General features: G+C 64.9%; 18 protein-coding genes. 4 read left to right on the top strand and 14 right to left on the bottom strand.

Features of this window, described 5'->3' with window-relative positions; translation table 11 throughout:
- Window positions 1-186 precede the first annotated feature (186 nt).
- Window positions 187-495 (bottom strand): H-NS family nucleoid-associated regulatory protein, encoded by a 309-nt coding sequence (locus CUJ89_RS33590; RefSeq protein WP_114181784.1) that lies wholly within the window; start codon window positions 493-495, stop codon window positions 187-189.
- Between the two features lie 131 nt (window positions 496-626).
- Window positions 627-860 (bottom strand): flagellar transcriptional regulator FlhD, encoded by a 234-nt coding sequence (locus CUJ89_RS33585; RefSeq protein WP_114181783.1) that lies wholly within the window; start codon window positions 858-860, stop codon window positions 627-629.
- Between the two features lie 351 nt (window positions 861-1,211).
- Between CUJ89_RS33585 and galU the strand changes: the two genes are divergently transcribed.
- The 4 genes from galU to CUJ89_RS33565 all read left to right on the top strand — a co-directional run bounded on the left by galU (window position 1,212) and on the right by CUJ89_RS33565 (window position 5,440).
- Window positions 1,212-2,096: a UTP--glucose-1-phosphate uridylyltransferase GalU gene (galU, locus tag CUJ89_RS33580; protein WP_114181782.1), complete on the top strand. Its 885-nt coding sequence runs from the start codon at window positions 1,212-1,214 to the stop codon at window positions 2,094-2,096.
- Between the two features lie 24 nt (window positions 2,097-2,120).
- Window positions 2,121-2,708, top strand: coding sequence for a phosphatase PAP2 family protein (locus tag CUJ89_RS33575; RefSeq protein ID WP_114181781.1), 588 nt, complete (start codon window positions 2,121-2,123; stop codon window positions 2,706-2,708).
- Window positions 2,709-3,047: 339 nt separating this feature from the next.
- Complete coding sequence (locus tag CUJ89_RS33570) at window positions 3,048-4,241, top strand: hypothetical protein (protein WP_114181780.1); 1,194 nt, start codon at window positions 3,048-3,050, stop codon at window positions 4,239-4,241.
- On the top strand, window positions 4,238-5,440 hold the full coding sequence (locus tag CUJ89_RS33565; RefSeq protein ID WP_114181779.1) for a sialidase family protein: 1,203 nt from the start codon (window positions 4,238-4,240) through the stop codon (window positions 5,438-5,440). The genes CUJ89_RS33570 and CUJ89_RS33565 overlap by 4 nt, the downstream gene beginning before the upstream one ends.
- 64 nt (window positions 5,441-5,504) lie before the next feature.
- Here the strand turns inward: CUJ89_RS33565 and CUJ89_RS33560 are convergent, their stop codons facing one another.
- From CUJ89_RS33560 to CUJ89_RS33505, 12 genes are all read right to left on the bottom strand, one after another.
- Window positions 5,505-6,440, bottom strand: coding sequence for a KpsF/GutQ family sugar-phosphate isomerase (locus CUJ89_RS33560; protein ID WP_114181778.1), 936 nt, complete (start codon window positions 6,438-6,440; stop codon window positions 5,505-5,507).
- Window positions 6,418-7,215 carry a 3-deoxy-manno-octulosonate cytidylyltransferase gene (kdsB, locus tag CUJ89_RS33555; RefSeq protein ID WP_114182433.1) on the bottom strand — a complete coding sequence of 266 codons (798 nt, stop codon included), beginning with the start codon at window positions 7,213-7,215 and terminating at the stop codon, window positions 6,418-6,420. The genes CUJ89_RS33560 and kdsB overlap by 23 nt, the downstream gene beginning before the upstream one ends.
- A complete protein-coding gene (locus CUJ89_RS33550) occupies window positions 7,199-7,738 on the bottom strand; it encodes a KdsC family phosphatase (protein ID WP_114181777.1) in 540 nt (179 codons plus the stop codon). The genes kdsB and CUJ89_RS33550 overlap by 17 nt, the downstream gene beginning before the upstream one ends.
- On the bottom strand, window positions 7,738-8,592 hold the full coding sequence (kdsA, locus tag CUJ89_RS33545; protein ID WP_114181776.1) for a 3-deoxy-8-phosphooctulonate synthase: 855 nt from the start codon (window positions 8,590-8,592) through the stop codon (window positions 7,738-7,740). The genes CUJ89_RS33550 and kdsA overlap by 1 nt, the downstream gene beginning before the upstream one ends.
- A gap of 92 nt (window positions 8,593-8,684) precedes the next feature.
- Window positions 8,685-9,767, bottom strand: coding sequence for a glycosyltransferase (locus CUJ89_RS33540; protein WP_114182432.1), 1,083 nt, complete (start codon window positions 9,765-9,767; stop codon window positions 8,685-8,687).
- Window positions 9,768-9,821: 54 nt separating this feature from the next.
- The gene (locus CUJ89_RS33535) at window positions 9,822-10,796 is read right to left on the bottom strand and encodes a glycosyltransferase (protein WP_114181775.1); all 975 of its coding nucleotides are present in this window, start codon (window positions 10,794-10,796) and stop codon (window positions 9,822-9,824) included.
- The gene (locus CUJ89_RS33530; protein WP_114181774.1) at window positions 10,793-11,323 is read right to left on the bottom strand and encodes a serine O-acetyltransferase; all 531 of its coding nucleotides are present in this window, start codon (window positions 11,321-11,323) and stop codon (window positions 10,793-10,795) included. The genes CUJ89_RS33535 and CUJ89_RS33530 overlap by 4 nt, the downstream gene beginning before the upstream one ends.
- 1 nt (window position 11,324) lies before the next feature.
- Window positions 11,325-12,524, bottom strand: coding sequence for a capsular biosynthesis protein (locus CUJ89_RS33525; protein ID WP_114181773.1), 1,200 nt, complete (start codon window positions 12,522-12,524; stop codon window positions 11,325-11,327).
- A gap of 28 nt (window positions 12,525-12,552) precedes the next feature.
- Window positions 12,553-13,785: a lipopolysaccharide biosynthesis protein gene (locus CUJ89_RS33520; protein ID WP_114181772.1), complete on the bottom strand. Its 1,233-nt coding sequence runs from the start codon at window positions 13,783-13,785 to the stop codon at window positions 12,553-12,555.
- A gap of 63 nt (window positions 13,786-13,848) precedes the next feature.
- Window positions 13,849-16,086, bottom strand: coding sequence for a polysaccharide biosynthesis tyrosine autokinase (locus CUJ89_RS33515; RefSeq protein ID WP_114181771.1), 2,238 nt, complete (start codon window positions 16,084-16,086; stop codon window positions 13,849-13,851).
- 52 nt (window positions 16,087-16,138) lie between these two features.
- A complete protein-coding gene (locus CUJ89_RS33510) occupies window positions 16,139-16,573 on the bottom strand; it encodes a low molecular weight protein-tyrosine-phosphatase (RefSeq protein ID WP_114181770.1) in 435 nt (144 codons plus the stop codon).
- Window positions 16,570-17,745, bottom strand: a complete 1,176-nt coding sequence (locus CUJ89_RS33505; protein ID WP_114181769.1) for a polysaccharide biosynthesis/export family protein — start codon at window positions 17,743-17,745, stop codon at window positions 16,570-16,572. Before CUJ89_RS33505 ends, CUJ89_RS33510 begins: the two co-directional genes overlap by 4 nt.
- Window positions 17,746-17,888 lie beyond the last annotated feature (143 nt).

Genomic DNA, 17,888 nt, shown 5'->3' with positions numbered 1-17,888 from the left:
GGGTCCAGAACCTATCGGGCGTGACTGCCGCGCGGCGACGCGCGACGCGAACAAATATGCGCGGGTGACGGCGTTCGCGCGCGACAACGCGTCGTACGGGCTGCCGGCGCGGCTGCATCCATCCGGTGGTGCTCGACACATTCGAGGCCGGCATGCTCGTGACGCTCGAGGTTCGCCGCTACGCGTTCAACCGGAGTTGCGTTCGATCAGGAAACGGTCGCGACGGCCCCCTTTGATCCAGTCGGGCTCGCGACCGCGCCCGCTCCACGTCGCGCCGGTCTCCGGATCGCGATACCTGGGCGCTGCCGCAGTCTTTCGCGCGATCGCTTTTCCCGCGCCGCCCTGGCGGCCGAATACCTGCCTGGCGGTCAGGCCATATTCGGCGACCCGAGTGCGAACCTCGTGTATGACGGCCTCGAGTTCGGCGAGTCTCGCTTCCTCGACGCGCTTCATCAACTCGTCGGCTTGCGCCTTCAATTCGCGATAACCGGACATGCGTTTCCTTCACATTTTTGTGATGTCATAAAAATCCGAACGGGCGCGACAATACGAACGCCAAATTTTCACGATGCAATGTCTTGAAACGGCGCGGCGGGAACGTCCATTCGGAAAAACCGGAAAATGGATCACGCACGTCCCGGCGCGCTTTCGGCGCGAAATTCACAGACCAGCTCGCCGCCAGCCGCCAGTTCATCGATCTGATCCAGCGTCAACGCGACAATGGACGCGGCAATTTCGTCCGAGATACCCAATTGCCGCTTGCCCTGCTCGCGGTCGATACGCAATATGCGCTGCGCCAGCATGAGATACGCGCGATTGAATTCCGCGATTGCATCGAAGATGTCGCCGTGTCCAGTCATGAACGCTCCTGAGTCGACGGCGGTTCCGTGTGCCGCGAGCGCGGCGCCGTTACCGGACCGCCCGGTAGTCGATGCCCGAATCTATGTCATGCGATCGACGTCATGCCGACAATTCCTAGATGGCATCCGACACACCGGAAATCGGCAATCGCATATCGCGATTCGTCGCTGTCGGATTCAGCCTAGATTCGGTCACCACCCGAAACCGGAACGCCCATACGATTTTCCGACGGCGCGCGGGTCCATTTGCGCGAGCGGCACAGCACCGGCGAGCGATGATTGCATTCCTGAATCGCCGCCTTCCATCGGCATTGTTGATGCCTGATCCCGAACGGATGGAATCCGAAAATCATGTTGAAAGTGACGAAAGCCGTATTTCCCGTCGCCGGTCTCGGCACGCGATTTCTGCCTGCGACCAAAGCCAGCCCGAAAGAGATGCTGCCAGTCGTGGACAAGCCGCTCATTCAATATGCGGTCGAAGAAGCCATCGACGCCGGCATCACCGAAATGATCTTCGTGACCGGCCGCAGCAAGCGCGCGATCGAAGACCACTTCGACAAATCCTACGAGATCGAAGCCGAACTCGAAGCGCGTGGCAAGGAAAAGCTGCTTTCCCTCGTGCGCAGCATCAAGCCGAGCCACGTCGACTGCATCTACGTTCGCCAGGCCGAAGCGCTGGGACTCGGCCATGCCGTGCTCTGTGCGGAAAAGCTCGTCGGCAACCAGCCGTTCGCGGTGATCCTCGCCGACGATCTGCTGGATGGCCCGACGCCCGTGTTGCGCCAGATGATCGACGTATTCGATCACTATCACGCGTCGGTGATCGGCGTGGAGGAAATCGCGCCGGAAGAGTCGCGGTCGTACGGCGTAATCGACGGCAAGCGCTGGGAGGACAATCTTTTCAAGCTGTCCGGCATCGTCGAGAAACCAGAGCCGGCGAAAGCACCGTCGAATTTCGGTGTGGTGGGTCGCTACGTGCTGAAACCGAAGGTATTCGAGCATCTGCGCGCGATCCGGCCAGGTTCCGGCGGTGAATTGCAACTGACGGACGCGATCCAGTCGCTTCTGACGGACGAGCAGGTGCTCGCCCATCGCTACGACGGCACGCGTTTCGATTGCGGCAGCAAGCTCGGGTATCTGAAGGCGACGGTCGAGTTCGCGCTGCGGCACCCGGAAGTTGCCGCGGACTTCGAAAGCTATCTGGCCGCGCGCATGTCGGCGTTGCTGGTCGCCTGACCGGACTCCGACAGGAGCGCACTCATGTGGACGGCCGTCAGCGATCTCGGCGACGCGGCGATGACGTTGCCGCTTGCCGTCGTGTGCATCGGCTGGCTGACAAGGTCGACGACGGGGCGGCATGGCGCGGCATCATGGACGCTGATGCTCGCTGCAGGCATGGCGCTGGTCGGCATCACCAAGATGCTGTACGCCGGCTGCGGGATCCAGATTCGCGCGATCGATTTCCGCGTGATCAGCGGGCACACGATGCTCGCGTCCGCGGTCTGGCCGATGACATGCGTGCTTGCGCTGAATGGCTGCGCGCAACTGCGGCCGGGCACGTCGCTGTCGCTCGGGCTCGCGCTCGGCGCGCTGATCGGCGTCGCACGCGTATTCGACGACGCGCATACGCCGTCGGAAGTCGTCGCCGGCTGGATCGTCGGCTCGGCGGTTGCGCTGACGTTCGTGTGGCGGCATGGCGCGCCGCGCGTCGACGCCCGGTATCGCGCGCTCGTCGCCGGCTCGCTGTTGGCCGTGTCGGCCGTCGCCTATGGTCGACATGCGCCGATTCAGGCGGCGATCGAGCTGTATTCGCCGTTTCTGTGCGGGCGGTTCGCGATGCAACCCTGATGCGCGCGGTCTCGCGTCGCCGGACAGGCACGGCGCGGTGCGAACCCGGTTGACGAGCCGCCCGGTGCAGGTCCGCGCATACCCGATAGGCGAACCCCGCCGGAAAAAGACAGAATGCCGCCGTGATCGGACAACCCGGCTCGCCAGTCCCTCCTACCGTCTATGCTTGATCGCCGGAATCGCTTCGCCCCCAATGACGGGCGCATCTTCCGCGTGCGAACCGGCGAGCAAGCCAGCCCTGCCCGACAGGCGTCTTGCCCCCGGTCGCACGGCATCTCGCCGCGCGGCGCCGGAACTGCCGGCACGCGGCGAATCCGGATTCTCCGATCGGGCGCACGCATGTCGACCTTGCTCTTTTCAGCCAGCGTACTGTTCTTCTCCCTCAATGCGTTCAGCGTACGGGCGACCTTCGCCGCGTATTTCCTGCTCTGCGCGCTCGCCTTTCTCAGAGCGCCGACGCTGATGAAGCAGCAGCGGCACCTGTTTCCGGTCTGCGCGTACTGGCTGATCAGCACCTGCTTCGCGTTCATCCTGTCCGCGTTCGGCGACTTCTACGTGAACTTCTATATCAAGTTCCTGCTGATCCAGACATATATCGCACTGAGCTACTGGATGTTTGCCGGCGGCGTGCTCACGCGGCATTCGCTCGACACGGCATGCAAGACGCTCATCTACGTCCACGCCGCGTTCTTCACCTTTCAGCTCGTCTACTACCTCGCGAGCGGCAACTTCATCGACTTCGACAGCTATGTCCGCGAATCCGACTCCGAAGCGCTCTACGCGACCAAGGCGCTGACCGATAGCCTGATCTCGATCCGCGCGCTGGGCTTGTATTCCGAACCGTCCTTCTATGCGATGACCGTCGTCCCGAGCGCGGTGGTCCTGCTGCTGTCGCAGCGACGCATCACGCCCGCGCCCGTCGTTGCGTTCGCCACCGCGCTGCTCAGCTTCTCGATCGCGTCGATGGCCGTCTGCGCCGCACTGTGCGGGCTGCACGTCCTCGCCGGGCGCGGGCGGCTCCGGACCAGGGTCGCCGTCGTCGTCGTCGCGCTCGCCTGTATCCCGTGGCTCTACAGCGTGTACGACCAGCGCATCAACCAGTCCGTCGACTACGATGCGGTCGGCAGCCGCACACTCGTGCTGACCGAATTGACCGAGCGCGACGTCGTCGCGGGCGTGTTCGGTGGCGGTCTTTTCTGGGACGAGCGGAACAACGTCGGGAAAACACACCTGCGCGGCTATCAGGTGCGAGACAGCTCGTTCTACATCTACCTCGTGTTCGCCGCGGGAATCGCCGGTTTCGTCGTGTTCTTCGGTACGCTGATCGTGCTGTTCCGCCGAAAGGGCCGACGGAAATATCTGCTCTATCTGCTGCCGATTCTGCTGTTCAAGTATCACGTTCTCTATGGCATGCTTTGGCTCACCATCCTGCTGTTCGTCGTACTGGCCGATCAGGACGCGCCGCGCAGGCGCGCCGTCCCCCGTCAAATCCCGCGCGCGTCCGGCGGCAAACCGCTGGCGCAACTGACATGACATCACTCCGATACTCGTCGACGTTTCACGCGATGAAGCGGTCGATCATTGCAGCGCTGTACGTGTTCTGCGCGACAACGGTATCCCGCGCCGAACCCGTGCCCGCCCCGCCGGGCCAGGTGATCGCGCACAGCCGGGCAGCCACGCGCGTGTATCTCGGCTCCCCGTCGCTGGCCGTGCTGCCGAACGGCGAGTATGTCGCGACCTTCGACACGTTCGGCGCCGCCGCGTCGCAGAACAGGGTGTCCGTCTTCGCGTCGCACGACAAGGGCTCGACCTGGTCCAGGCTCGGCGACGTGCCGGACCAATACTGGTCGTCGCTGTTCGTGCTGAACGGCGCGCTGTACCTGATGGGCACCACCCGCTCGATGGGAACGCCCTCCATTCGCCGATCCGACGACGGCGGCGCCTCGTGGACCACACCGGTCGACGCGTCCACCGGGCTGTTGCCGTATTCCGGACGCTATATCACCGGGCCGGTCCCGGTTCTCGTCGATCGCGGGCGTGTCTGGCGCGCGTATGAAAGCGTCGAGGACGGCGACCTGCGCGCGCTGGTGATGTCCGCGCCCGCCAATCGCGATCTCCTCGATGCGCGCAACTGGCGTGTGTCCGCTCATCTGCCGTCCGACAAGCAGTGGCTCGACGGCAAATTCGAGTCCTGGGAAGAAGGCAACGTCGTCGGCAGGCAAGGCACTTCGCCGGCCATCATGCTTCGCGTGAACACGGCAAACGGCCCGGAGAAGGCCGCGTTGGTAGCGACCGGCGAAGACGGCCGAACGCTGTCGTTCGACCCCGCGCGCGATTTCGTCGACTTGCCGGGCGCCGGAAAGAAATTCACGATTCGCTTCGATCCGCAGTCGAAGCAATACTGGACGATCACGAACGCGGTACCGAAAAGCGTCGGAAGGGTGAACCTCGAGCGCGTCCGCAACACGCTGGTACTGCTGTCCTCCCCCGATCTTCGGCAGTGGGCCGCCCGGCGGATCCTGTTGCAACACGCCGACACGAAACGGCACGGCTTTCAATACGTCGACTGGCAATTCGACGGCACCGATATCGTCGCGGTACTCCGCGTGGCGTTCGACGACCTGGAAGGCGGTGCGGCAAGCCAGCACGACTCGAATTTCATCACGTTCCTGCGAGTCCGCCGTTTCCGCCAGGACGCCGCGTCCAATGCACTGATACAAAGCCTGCAGTAGCCCGCGCCGGTATCGGGCGCGCCTTCCGCGCGTCAATCCGTGCCGCGGGAGCGGGAGCCGGCGCCTACTTCTTGAATACGCCGACGATGTTCGCGCCGTCGACCACCAGCAGCGCGCCGATCCGCTGCTGCTGCATCAGCAGCAACGCATCCTCGACCCGCGTGCCAGGCGGCACCGTCGACGGTTCGATCGACATCATGTCGGCGGCCGTGCGCCGCAATACGTCGTCGCCATGCCGCTCGATCGCGCGACGAATGTCGCCGTCGGTCACGATGCCCCAGCCGACATCCCGCTTCACGATCGCGAGTCCGAGCCGCCCGCGCGTCATCGCGTCCAGTACGTCGAGCGTCGACATGTCCTCCGTCACGAACGGCAGATCCCGACACGCCATTTCGTCGTCGACCGTGGACAACAGCCGGCGGCCGAGCGAGCCGCCCGGATGGAAGCGCGCGAAGTGTTCCGGCTGGAAGCCGCGCGCGCGCATCAGCGTCACCGCCAGCGCATCGCCCATCGCGAGCGTCGCTGTCGTCGACGCAGTCGGCGCGAGCTGCAGCGGGCACGCCTCGCGTTCGACGCCGATGTCGAGATGGACCCGCGCCGCGCTCGCAAGCGTCGACGCAGGATTGCCGGTCAGCGCGATCAGGTCGTTGCCGTTGTTCCGCAGGAACGGAATCAGCTTGATCACCTCGTCCGTTTCTCCGGAATTCGAGATCGCGAGAAACGTATCATCCGGCGTCACCATGCCCAGATCGCCGTGATAGGCCTCGCCCGGGTGCATGAAGAAGCCGGGCGTTCCGGTGCTCGACAGCGTCGCGGCGATCTTCCTGCCGACGATGCCGGACTTGCCCATCCCGCACACGACGACGCGCCCGCTCGATCCGAGGATGGTCTCGACCGCCTCGTCGAAATTCGCGTCGAGCCGCGCGGCAACGCCGGCTAAGGCCCGTGACTCGATCTCGAAGACCTGCCGGGCGGATTCAATATGGTTCTGTCGCATCATGAGTTTGCCGTTTGAGAAGGGAGACGATACGGGCGACGTCGTCTGGCGTATCGACACCGGCGGGTGGCGCATCGGGCCATCCCATCACGTCGATCGGCATGCCGAGCCATAGCGCGCGCAACTGCTCGAGTTTTTCCAACTGCTCGAGTTCGCATGCCGCGGTGCTAGCCAGTGCCTGCAATGCCGTATTCGAATAGCCGTAGAGACCGATGTGCCGCAGGAACCCGCCGCCGTTCGCGCCCGCCGGTCGGCCATCGCGGCAGAACGGGATCGCCGCGCGCGAGAAGTACAGTGCACGGCACCGGCGGTCGACGACGAGCTTGACGATGCCCGGTTCGTCGATCAGCGCGGCGTCGCCAATCGGGCAAGCCACCGTCGCGACGTCGAGATTCAGCGCCGCGCCGCAGAAGCCGACGAACGCCTGCAGCAGCGCTGTCGGCACGAGCGGTTCGTCGCCCTGCACGTTGAGCACCACATCGGTGTCGCGCCAGCCGCATGCACGCGCCACTTCCGCCGCACGGTCGGTGCCCGATGCGTGATGGGTGCCGGTCATCGCGAAACGGATGCCGCGCGCGTCGAGCGCATCCGCAATGCGCGCGTCGTCGATCGCGACGACGATTTCCGTATCGGGCAGCGCGCGGCTCACGCGCGTGTGCACACGGACGATCATCGGTTCGCCGTCCAGGTCGACGAGCGGCTTGCCGGGCAGGCGCGTCGAACCGTACCGCGCGGGAATCACGACGCGCACCGGCCGCCCGCTATTGAACGACATGATGGCTTCTCCATTGTTCGAGTAACGGCCGGTATGCGTCGTCGAGCGACAGACCGGCACGGATCAACAGGTGCTCGGCCACCTCGCGCGCCACGCCGCGGCCGCCGGCCGTGCTCGCGACGTGATCGACGCACGCGCGGACGAGGTGATGTGCATCGGCCGGCGCATACGACACGCCGACGCGTTCGATGACCGCGAGATCGTTCACGTCGTCGCCGACATATGCGATCTCGCTGTCGTCGCACTGCTGCCGCGCCTTGATATCCTCGTAGCCCGCCGCCTTGTCGTCGCAGCCGGTCACCAGCACGTCGACGCCGAGCTGGGCCGCCCGACACGCCAGCGCGCCGCTGTGCTTGCCCGACAGGATGCCGCTGCGGATGCCGTGCGCGCGCAGCAGCGCGACCGCGACGCCGTCGCGCACGTGAAAACTCTTCATGAACTCGCCCTCGGCGGTCATGTGCAATAAACCGTCGGTCAACACGCCGTCGACGTCGAACAGCACCAGGCGTACGGCTCCGCGATACATCACGCTGCTCCCCGGATATCGAGCGGCGGAAGCCACTTGACCAGGTCGTCCACCGCCTTGACCTGCCGCAGGAATGCGTCGAGTTGCGCGAGCGGCAGTGCGCTCGGGCCGTCGCAGCGTGCGTGGTCTGGGCTCGGATGCGCTTCGAGGAACAGTCCGGCCAGGCCGACCGCCATTCCGGCGCGTGCTAGGTCGAGCACCTGCCGCCGCCGGCCGCCCGATGCGGCGCCGTGCGGATCGCGCATCTGGAGGCTGTGCGTGACGTCGAAGATCACCGGGCAGTCGCCGGTCGCGTCGCGCATCTGGCGAAAGCCCAGCATGTCCACGACCAGATTGTCGTACCCGAAGGACGAGCCGCGCTCGCACAGGATCACCCTGTCGTTGCCGGCTTCACGACACTTCGATACAACGTGCTCGATCTGCGTCGGGCTCATGAATTGCGGCTTCTTGATATTGACGGCGTTGCCGGTCTGCGCGATCGCCACCACGAGATCCGTCTGGCGCGCGAGAAACGCCGGCACCTGCAGCACATCCACGACCTGCGCGACCGGCTCGGCCTGCCATACCTCGTGCACGTCCGTAATCACCGGCACGCCGAACCGGCTCCTGATCTCGTCGAAGATCCTGAGCCCCTCGTCGAATCCCACACCACGATACGAGTGGATCGACGAACGGTTCGCCTTGTCGAAGGAAGCCTTGAACACCAGCGGAATGCCGAGACGGTGCGTGACCTCGACAAACGTGCTGCAGACGTCGAGCGTGAACTCGACGCTTTCGAGCACGTTGAGGCCGCCGAAGAGCACGAACGGCAAGCTGTTGCCGACCGTGACGCCCGGGGTAATCGATACATTCATACAGTTCTCCACGAAATGGAATCGGCGTTGTTCGCGTCGCGCCGCGGCGGACGCCGCGCGGTCGCGTCGGTTGATCGAGGTCGCTAGGGCTGTCAGCGGGCCACCCAGGCTGCATAGAGCGGTGCGAGCTCTCCAAACAAACGCTCCTCGCCGAAACGCTGCCGCGCCTCGCGGCTCGCCCGCCGACCCAGTTCCCGGCGCAATGTTTCGTCGCCGGCGAGACGCTCCAGCCACGCGACCGCGTCAGCCGCCGTCGCATAGATCGCGCCGGTCTGCTGATGACGCACGACGTCCACGTTGCCGGCGCAGTCGGACACGACGACTGGCCGGCCAGCCAGCATGGCTTCGATGACCGACACCGGCATGCCTTCCCATGACGACGTCGACAGGTACATATCCGCGCGTTCGAGCCTGCACGCCACCTCGTCGCGCGGCAACCAACCGGTCACTTCGACGCCGGCTTGTGCCAGTTCGGCCTTCAATGCATCGTCGCCGTCGCCGATCCAGACGAAGCGCATGCCTCGCGCGCGCATGCCGTGCGCGATCCGCGCGAACAGAGCGGGATTCTTTTGCGCACGGATTCCGCCGACGGTCACCACGCATGCGGAGCCGCCCGAAGACCGCTGCGCGCCGCCCGAACGTGCAGACGACGGGCTGTCGCACACCGCGTTTTCGACCACCACCACCGGCTGACGAAGCCATGCGCGGATCGCGCGGCCCTCGCTTTCCGAGCAAGCGACGTAAAGGCACTTCCGGACACATGCGATCCGTTCCAGGGCCACGAATGCGAGGCGCTTGACGCCGGAGATATCGCGGCGCATGAATGAAATGCAGTGCGGACTGTAAAAGAACGCCGTCTTCGGCAACGCGAAGAGCGTCGACAGACGCCCGAGAAAGCCGGCGAACGACGAATGCAGATGTACGACGTCCGGGCCGATCTTGTTCAGCGTTGCGCGCAGCCGACCTACGGTTCGCAGCAGGCCCGCGCCCTTCATCTGGACATGGCGCAACGAAACCCGCGCATCGAACATCACGGCAAGCCCGGGCGGCGTATCCGGTCGCACCGAGTAAATGACATGCACATCATGGCCTTCGCGAGCAAGGCGATTCGCGATCAGGCACACCATCGACAACGTGCCCGTCGCGCTGGATTCGACTATGTGGACGATCTTCATCGGGATCCATTCCATGAGGGGTGGGCCGTCGCGCAAGGACGGCGAACGACGTCGTCAGATGCCGGGACGATGCCCCGCGACCGAGTCGATATACGCGAGCACGCCCGACCGCTCGATGACGCGCCCCCATTCGAGCGATTTCATCGCCGCCGAATCGGTATGGCTCGCGCGGATCCGCGACAGCGGAAACAGTTCGTCGAAGATCGTCGCACCGGTGACGTGGCACTGGATGCCGAGCTCGTTAGCGGTTCGCACGTTCGACGGCGCGTCGTTGCAGACGATTTTTTTGCCGAGCGACGCGTATTCGAGCAGCTTCGTCGGCGTCTGGAAGCAATGCGGCCGGTGATACGGAAAGAAGCACACCGCGTATTCGCTATCGCGGACGATGCGTAGCGCCTGGGGCTGCGGCACGCGGCCGACGAACCGGATGCCCGGCGTATCGCTGAACGCCGCGCGGATTTCGGGCTCCGGGTGGCCGACCAGCACGAGCGTGTCCGTCGCGTCGCGCCGCGCGTCGCGGTAGGCGGCCAGCACCTTGTGAAAGCCGCGTTCACGGCTCATTTCGCCGATATAGCAGAACCTTCCCGACGGAGTTTGCACGGTATCGGCATCAGCATCGACCTCGGCGGCGACATCGGCGTCGGCAGGATCGAAGATCCAGCCTGGCACGCCCATCGGCAGCAGCAACGACCGCACGTCGTCGCGAAACGCCATCGCTTCGCGCATACGCGCGTTCTGGAAGATCCTCAGATCGGGCCGGACATTGAGCACGCGCTTCACACGGTCCTTGATGGCCGCGAGCCTGCCGACCGACAGCGAGCGATAGTCGTGAATCACGAACCTCGCGGGCGGCAACGAACGATAAAAACCCATGATGCACCACAGGATGCACATGTTCCGATCCGGAAAACGCGCGTAGGCGTCGAGGTCGCCGTCGAATACCTCGCATCCGTGCGCTCTCAGACTACGCCCATAGGCGGCGATCTCGGGATAGTTCGCCTTGCCGGGATGCAGAATGAACACTTTCATTTCGGTTCCTGTCCGTTGTCGAGAATGCGCGCCGGGACGCCGACGGCGACGCGGCCGTCGGGCACGTCGCTCAACACCACCGCCCCGGCACCGATGCGGGCGCGATCGCCGACGCGGATCGCACCGAGCACGACGCTGTGGACGCCGAACTCGACGTAATCGCCGATCGTCGGAACACCGCCGATCGTGCCGTCCTTCAGGATGGTGTTGCCGATGGTCACGCCGTGCCGCAGCGTGCAGTAGTCGCCGATCACCGCGTATCCGTTGATCACGAGCCCGGTGCCGTGATAAATCGCGAGCCCCTTGCCGATCTTCGTCTTCACGGGAATCTCGATGCCCATCAGCCAATCGCACAGCACGATGTACATCAGGATCAGCGGCGCGCCGGCCAGCAGCGTGAGGCGGTTCCGGCACGCGAGGTAATGCACGACGCGGTAGAAGACCACGACGCTGCGTGTCTTGACGAACGCATTGCGGCGGCAGTCTTCGGCGATCGCCTCGGCGGTCTGTCGCAATGTGATGGCCATGTCAGTGCCGCCTCGCAAACACGCGCCGGGCCGCGTCGGCGGGGATGCGCGCGGTGCCGAAGTAGTCGATTCCGTCGATCAGGAACGAATGGATGTACTTCAGCAGACGATCGCGGTCGAAATCCTTGTAGAAGCACCGGCCGAGCGACACCACGCGCTTGCCGTACAGCATCGCCTCCAGGCCGACCGTCGAATTGATCGTGACGACCGCATACGCGTGCCTGAGCAGGTCAGTGGTCGGCGACGTGACGATTTCGAAGTGATAGACCTCCTGCAGGCGCACGATCGCGTCGATCTCGGCCGCATCGGTCTCGGCCGGATGAAGCTTCACGAACAGGTCGGCACTCTCGTTCGCCGCGAACTCGAATGCGTGGCGAATCGCGTCGAGATTGCCGACGTCCGAGTGCAGCTTGATCTGCGTGTCGCCGGACACCTGGAGCGGGAGAAACACGTAGCGGCAGGTCGACAGCGTATCGGCCGACATGTACGTGGCTTGCCGCAGCGCCGGTATCCCATTGCGCGCGCGCACGCTGGCCAGGCGCCTTCGGGCAACCCCGCGGCTGACCACCTTCAGCACGTAGTTGGTCGCGGACGTCGCCTTGCGCGCGAGCGACGTTCTGGCCTGCGGCAACGGCATCTGCTTGTCGCGTTCATAGGTCGACAGCCAGCGCGCATGCGTGTCCTCGTCGGGCAGCGGCAGGCGATCGATGACCTCGGGGTTGCGGCTGATCGTCGACAGCGCATTGACGCCCAGCGAATCGACGAACAGCTTGCCCGGCAGATTCGAAATCTCGATGAAGCGGGTCGCCACGCCGTGCACCGTGCATGCTTGCCGCACCGCGCGACACACCAGTTGCTGCCCGTTCCACATCACGCACTGCTCGACGCGCAGGCCGCGCAGGACTTCCGACGCGATATGAAAGATCGCCGCCGACTCGCGCTTCGCGCGTGCCTGCGTCATCTGCCCGTTCAGCACCTCGATCGATAGCTGGTACGGCGTTCGGTCGACAGGCTGCCCGTCCGGCACGTCGATCGGCATCATCTGGTTCAGGTACACCGACCGGAATCCGTTCAGCAGCAAGCCGAGATGCGCGACGGGTTCGCTCGTCAGGAATGCGAACTCATACTCGTGCCTGACCGCGTTCACCAGGCGGGTGGCGAAGTAGTATCGCTCGAGAGAATCGATGACTAGCAGGATCATGGTGTGCTCGTTCGTCGTATCGGCGATTTCACGCCAGCGCCCGGGATCCGGACAGATTCGTGTTGAGTACCCGGTACGTCAGCGCGATGCCGACCGCCATCAGCGCCGCGCCCGTCAGCGAGAAAATCTGCACGCTCGCCGGGGCCGACAGGTTCATCAGTCTCCCCGCGCCCAACACACCGGCGAGACAGGTGCCGCAGGTCAGCTGAAACAGGAAATCGACACGCTGCGCGCGCGTGGCCAGGAAGATTTGCGACAGCGGCACGTAGATCAGCTGCAGCGCGAAGAGCGGCATCAGGCTGTGATAGAACCCGACCGAGCCTCGCCAGGTTTCGCCGAAAAACAGACTGACAAGCGGTCCGAACAGCAACGCCCCGCCGGCCATATAAACGGCCGCAAGCCCCGCGAGCGCGCGTGCGTAGGCCCGGTACACCCTCGGCACCGTCGTGGACGCATCCGGTCGCGCCATCGCTCCGATGGCGTCGCGCCGGAAGACCCCGCCGACGCTCTGCGCGATCAGCGAAACCGGAAAGAACCCCAGCCGGTAAGCCGCGGCAAAGTAGCCGGCGCTCTGCGCATCGAACCAGTGCGGAATCGCGATCGACAGCGCGTACGTCAGCACCGATGCGCACAGCGTCGACGGCAGGATATACAGCGCGAAACGGCGGTTCCGGGTAAAGAAGCCGCGTGAAAGCCTGAACGAATGGCCGGCCCGATAGCCGGTCAGCAGGATCGCACCGACCATCACGATCGAGACCGCCGCGGTCACCGACGCATACAGCCGGAACACGTCGACGCGCCCGCACGCGGGGCACGCAAGCGCCAGCACGAGGCCGGCGAGGAACGCACCGTTGACGACCACGCGCGACACTGCAATCCATCCGTAGCGTCTCAGGCTGTTCAGGTAGGATGCGGCGGCCAGCTGGACGAACGATGCCAGCGCATAGACGGCGACGATATACAGGTCGACGCGGCCGGCGATGCGGATCAGCAGCACGAACACGGTAACGACGACCAGGCTCAGCGCCGTCACGTTGACGAACGCGTTGAACGACTCGCCCGGCTCGTCGTCGACGCATGCCAGTTCGTAGCGAAATGCAAGCAGCGTTCCGCCGAAGGTCGCCAGTGCGAGCAGATAGTTGAATTGGCCGAGCGACTCCGGCCCGAACCGTCGTCCGATCACGAAAATGCAGACGAACAGCGCGATCTGCCCGATCACGACGCCGGCCAGCGAAACGATCGAATCCCTCGGATTGATCATCTCGCCTCCCTGCGCAACGCGTAACCACGATCGCGTGACGGGCCGCCGACGGTTCTGCGCACGTCATGCATCGTGCGCACCGTATTCGTACGCGACATACCGGTAACCGCCGTACTTCGAGCCGTACCCGTATTGTCCGAGCCGCGGATTGACGCCGTTGAAGATGACGCCGTTCAGGCGGATGCCGTTTTGCGCGAATCGCTTCGCTGATTCGCCGATCTCGCCGAGCTTCGTCTTGCCCGCCATCGTGACCAGCAGCGCCGTGCCGACGAACGCACCAAGAATGCCTGTGTCGGGCACGGCGAGAACCGGCGCCGAGTCGATGATGACGATGTCGTAACGCGACGACAGATCGTCGACCAAGGGCGCGAGGTTCCGGTTCAGCAGCAGTTCGGCCGGATTCTTCGGCATCGTCCCGGTCGAAATGAAGTCGAGACCGTCGACCACCTGACGATGGGTCACATCCTCCGCGCGCGCGCCGCCTGCGATCAGTTCCGTAAAGCCCCTGCCGCGCGGGAAGCCGAGATAGTCGTGCAGCCGGCCCTTGCGGATGTCGCCGTCGATCAACAGCACGCGCTTTCCGGCGCTGGCCATCACGACCGCGAGATTCGACGAGATGAACGTCTTGCCGACGCCAGGCGCCGGGCCGGCGATCAGCACGATGTTGTTCTTCGCCTCGAGCATCGCGAACTGCAGCGCGGTCCGCAGGCTCCTCAGGCACTCGACGGCCGGTTCGTTCGGGAAGTCGATCGACAGGATCGACTTGTGGCCGCTCTTACGCGCGGCCTCCTCGGCCAGATCGTGCTGACGGTCACTGATCGGTACGGTCGCGTACACCGTGAGGCCGAGACGTCGCTCGATTTCGTTGTGATCCGAGATGCCGTGGAACAACATCGAGCGGACGATCGCGGTGCCGCAGCCGGCGAGCAGCCCGAGCAGCAGCGACGCCAGCGCGACGAGCGCCTTCTTCGGCCGCACTGCCAGTTCCGGCACCGCCGCCGTGTCGACGAGACGAACGTTGCCGACCTTGCCGGCCTGCACGAGCTGCAGTTGCTGCATGTTGTTCAGCAATGCCGTGTAGAGGTCGGTGTTGACCTTGACGTCGAGCATCAGGCGCACGGTTTCCTGCTGAAGGTCCGGCAACCGCCGGATCTGAAGCTCGGCGGTGTTCCGATAGCCGTTCAGCGCAGCGATCTGTTCGTCGATGACGGTCACGCTCGGATGCCGTTCGGTGAAACGGGACATCAGCTCCTGCCGCTTCTGCTGCAGTTCGAGCAGGCGCGTCTTCGCGTCCGCGGTCTGGGCCAGTGCGAGCTTCGCTTCCTCGGTGAGATCGACCGTGCCGTGCTCGTTGCGCACCTTCGTCAGACGCGCCTCTGAATCGGTCAGCTGCTGCTTGAGCTGCGGCAGTTGCGCGGTGAGGAATTCGAGCGACTGCGCGGCCTCCGCCGATTTCCGCTCGATGTTCTGCCGCACGTACTGGCGGCCGATCTCGTTCATCGTGTCGCTCACCCATTTCGGATCGGTATCCTGCAGGCTGGCGACGACGACGTCCGATTGCTTCACGCGCTCCTGGACGTTGAGGCGGTCCCGGATATCCTCGATCGTCTTCAACCGGGAATTTCGGATCAGCACGAATGCGGCGCCGGGCTTCGCGGCGATCGCGTCGACGCGCAGCGAGATCGGGCCGCGCGGCGACCTGAACCGCTCGAGCGTGCCGACCGTTCCGTCGACCGCGGCATCGAGATCGCCGCCTTCGAGCCGATAGCGTTTGCCGCCGAGGCTCGTCAGCGTGAATGTGTCGCCTTCATTCTTGCGCGGCACATCGAACAGCGGCACGTCGATGCGCTCGCGGCCCCATGCATAGCCGCCGAACCCGGCCAGGCCAGGGTCGGACAGTCCGTCGCTGTGGCGCGCGATCCAGTCGCCGATCAGCGGAAAGCGCTTGGGCGAGGCGTCGATAAAGAGGTTCAGCTTGTCGACCGCGCGTTCGACGACCAGCCTCGACGCGAGGATCTGCTGTTCGGCGGCGGCCGACGACTTGACGTCGAACAATGCGGACACATCGCCCAGCAACGACTTGGCGGCCGACGTGTCGGGACTGTCCTCGACCTGGACCATGATGTTCGCTTCGAACACGGGCTTGCCGAGAATCGCGTACGCGAGGCCTGCGGCCAGGAACACGCACGTGACTGCCGCAATCAGCCAGCGGCTTTCCAGCAGGATGTCGAGCACCGCGACGAAATCGGTCTCGCTGCCGTCTTCGACAGGTTGCTGCGGCGGGGCGGATTGTTGAGTCATGGCAACGATATGAGACGAATGAGTTTCAGTGGGGCATCGACCAACGGCCGATTCAGACGATACGAAGGCGCTTCGACCACTCGGACACGCCGAGCTCGATCAGTCGCGCGCAGCGTTCGAATACGAACCTGGGCTGGCGGTAAGGGTCGTGCACGTCGAAATCCGTGTACTCGCCGATACGGAACACGCGTCCCCGCACGAACGGAAACTGGTTCTCGAGCGACGTGCGCTGCCGTCTGTCCATCACGAGGATCAGGTCGGCGTCGGTACACAGCGACAGGCCAATCTGCTGCGCACGATGCGTCGACACGTCGAATCCGCGCAGGCGCATGACGTCCTGCGCATACGGCGCGGCTGGCATGCCGACGAGCGCATTCAGGCCGGCGGACGCGACGCGGCGCCCGGGCATCGTCTGACGCAGCATCGCTTCGGCCATCGGGCTGCGGCAAATGTTGCCCTCGCAGACGATCAGGATGGATTCGATCATTTGGTCGCAATCGCCGCGGTCAGGCCGGCATTGATGGCCGGCAGCAACAAGCTGAGCACGCGGCTGAAGCGGACGAGCCCGTTGCCGTCGACGTACACGACATCCTTCGGCTTCAGCTGGAACTGATTCGCGAGCACCATCGCGACCGGCGAGCGCGCATCGAGGTGATAGACCTGCGGCTGCTCGTCCTGCATCCCGCGCACTACGTAGAGCTGCGCGGCGTCGGCCGTGTTCGCGTTCAGGCTGCCGGCCTGCGCAATCGCCTCGCTCAGCGTCAGCCGGCCATTGCGCATCGGCAACGCCGTCACGGGCTTGTTGACCTCACCCATCACGAATACGCCGCTCTCGTCGCGCGGCAGCACGCGCACCAGATCGCCGTTCCTCAGCACGATTTTCGACGGATTGCGGCCTTGCTCGGCCATCTCGGTCAGGTCGATCCGGCGCTCGACGCCGTCGCGCACCAGCACGATGCGGCTCTGGTCGGCCGCCGCCGAAAAGCCGCCGGCTCGTCCGATCGCGTCATACAGCGTCATCGGGATGTCGTTCACGGGCTGCGAGCCCGGCGTATGCACCTCGCCCTCGATATACACCTGCTTCGCGCGGAACGATGCGATGCGCACCGTGACCTGCGAATTCCTGAACGTCTTGTCGAGGCGACGCGTGAGCTGCGTCTGCACTTGCTCGGCCGTCAGTCCGGCGACCGCCAGCCGGCCCGCATAAGGAAACTGCAGCGTGCCGTCCTGGTCGACGACGAAACCCGGGGGCGCGTCCGCCGCGCGCGGTGCGGCCTGCGCCGGCGCGCCGAGCGCCGCCGCCAGTTCGGGGTGGTCCCAGACGGTGATCTGCAGCACGTCGCCGCGGCCGATGGTGTACGCGTCCGGCGCCGCGACGATATCGCGGGCTTCGCCGCGCGTACTGCGCTCGGTATCGCGCATCCGCCGGATCAGCGACAGGTCGATGTTCGTGACCGGAACCGGCAGCGCGGCACTTTCGGCCGGCGTGGCGCCGCTTTGCAGCGGAATCGACGCCGGCTGCTGCATGCGCATGCCCGGCGCGATACCGCACGCGCCCAGCAATGCACACAGTGGCAGGATCATCACGAGCGGACCGACACGCGATGGTCGGCGCGGCGCGAACGCGCGCGCCGACTCCATTTGACGCAACCTCTGCATTACAACCTCGCACTTTTTTAATTTGAAATTGCGCCGGTCGCCTCGCGCCGTGTCGACCGCGAGTACAGCACCCCTGTCGAGACCGGACATGCTTGCTGCCACTGCATACTGCTGACCCCTGCCGCGCCTGCTGCCGTCACGCG

This window comes from Burkholderia pyrrocinia, assembly GCF_003330765.1.
Classification (GTDB): Bacteria; Pseudomonadota; Gammaproteobacteria; order Burkholderiales; family Burkholderiaceae; genus Burkholderia; species Burkholderia pyrrocinia_B.
The sequence above is the reverse complement of the archived record's forward strand: the minus strand, read 5'-3'. Positions and strand labels throughout refer to the sequence as shown.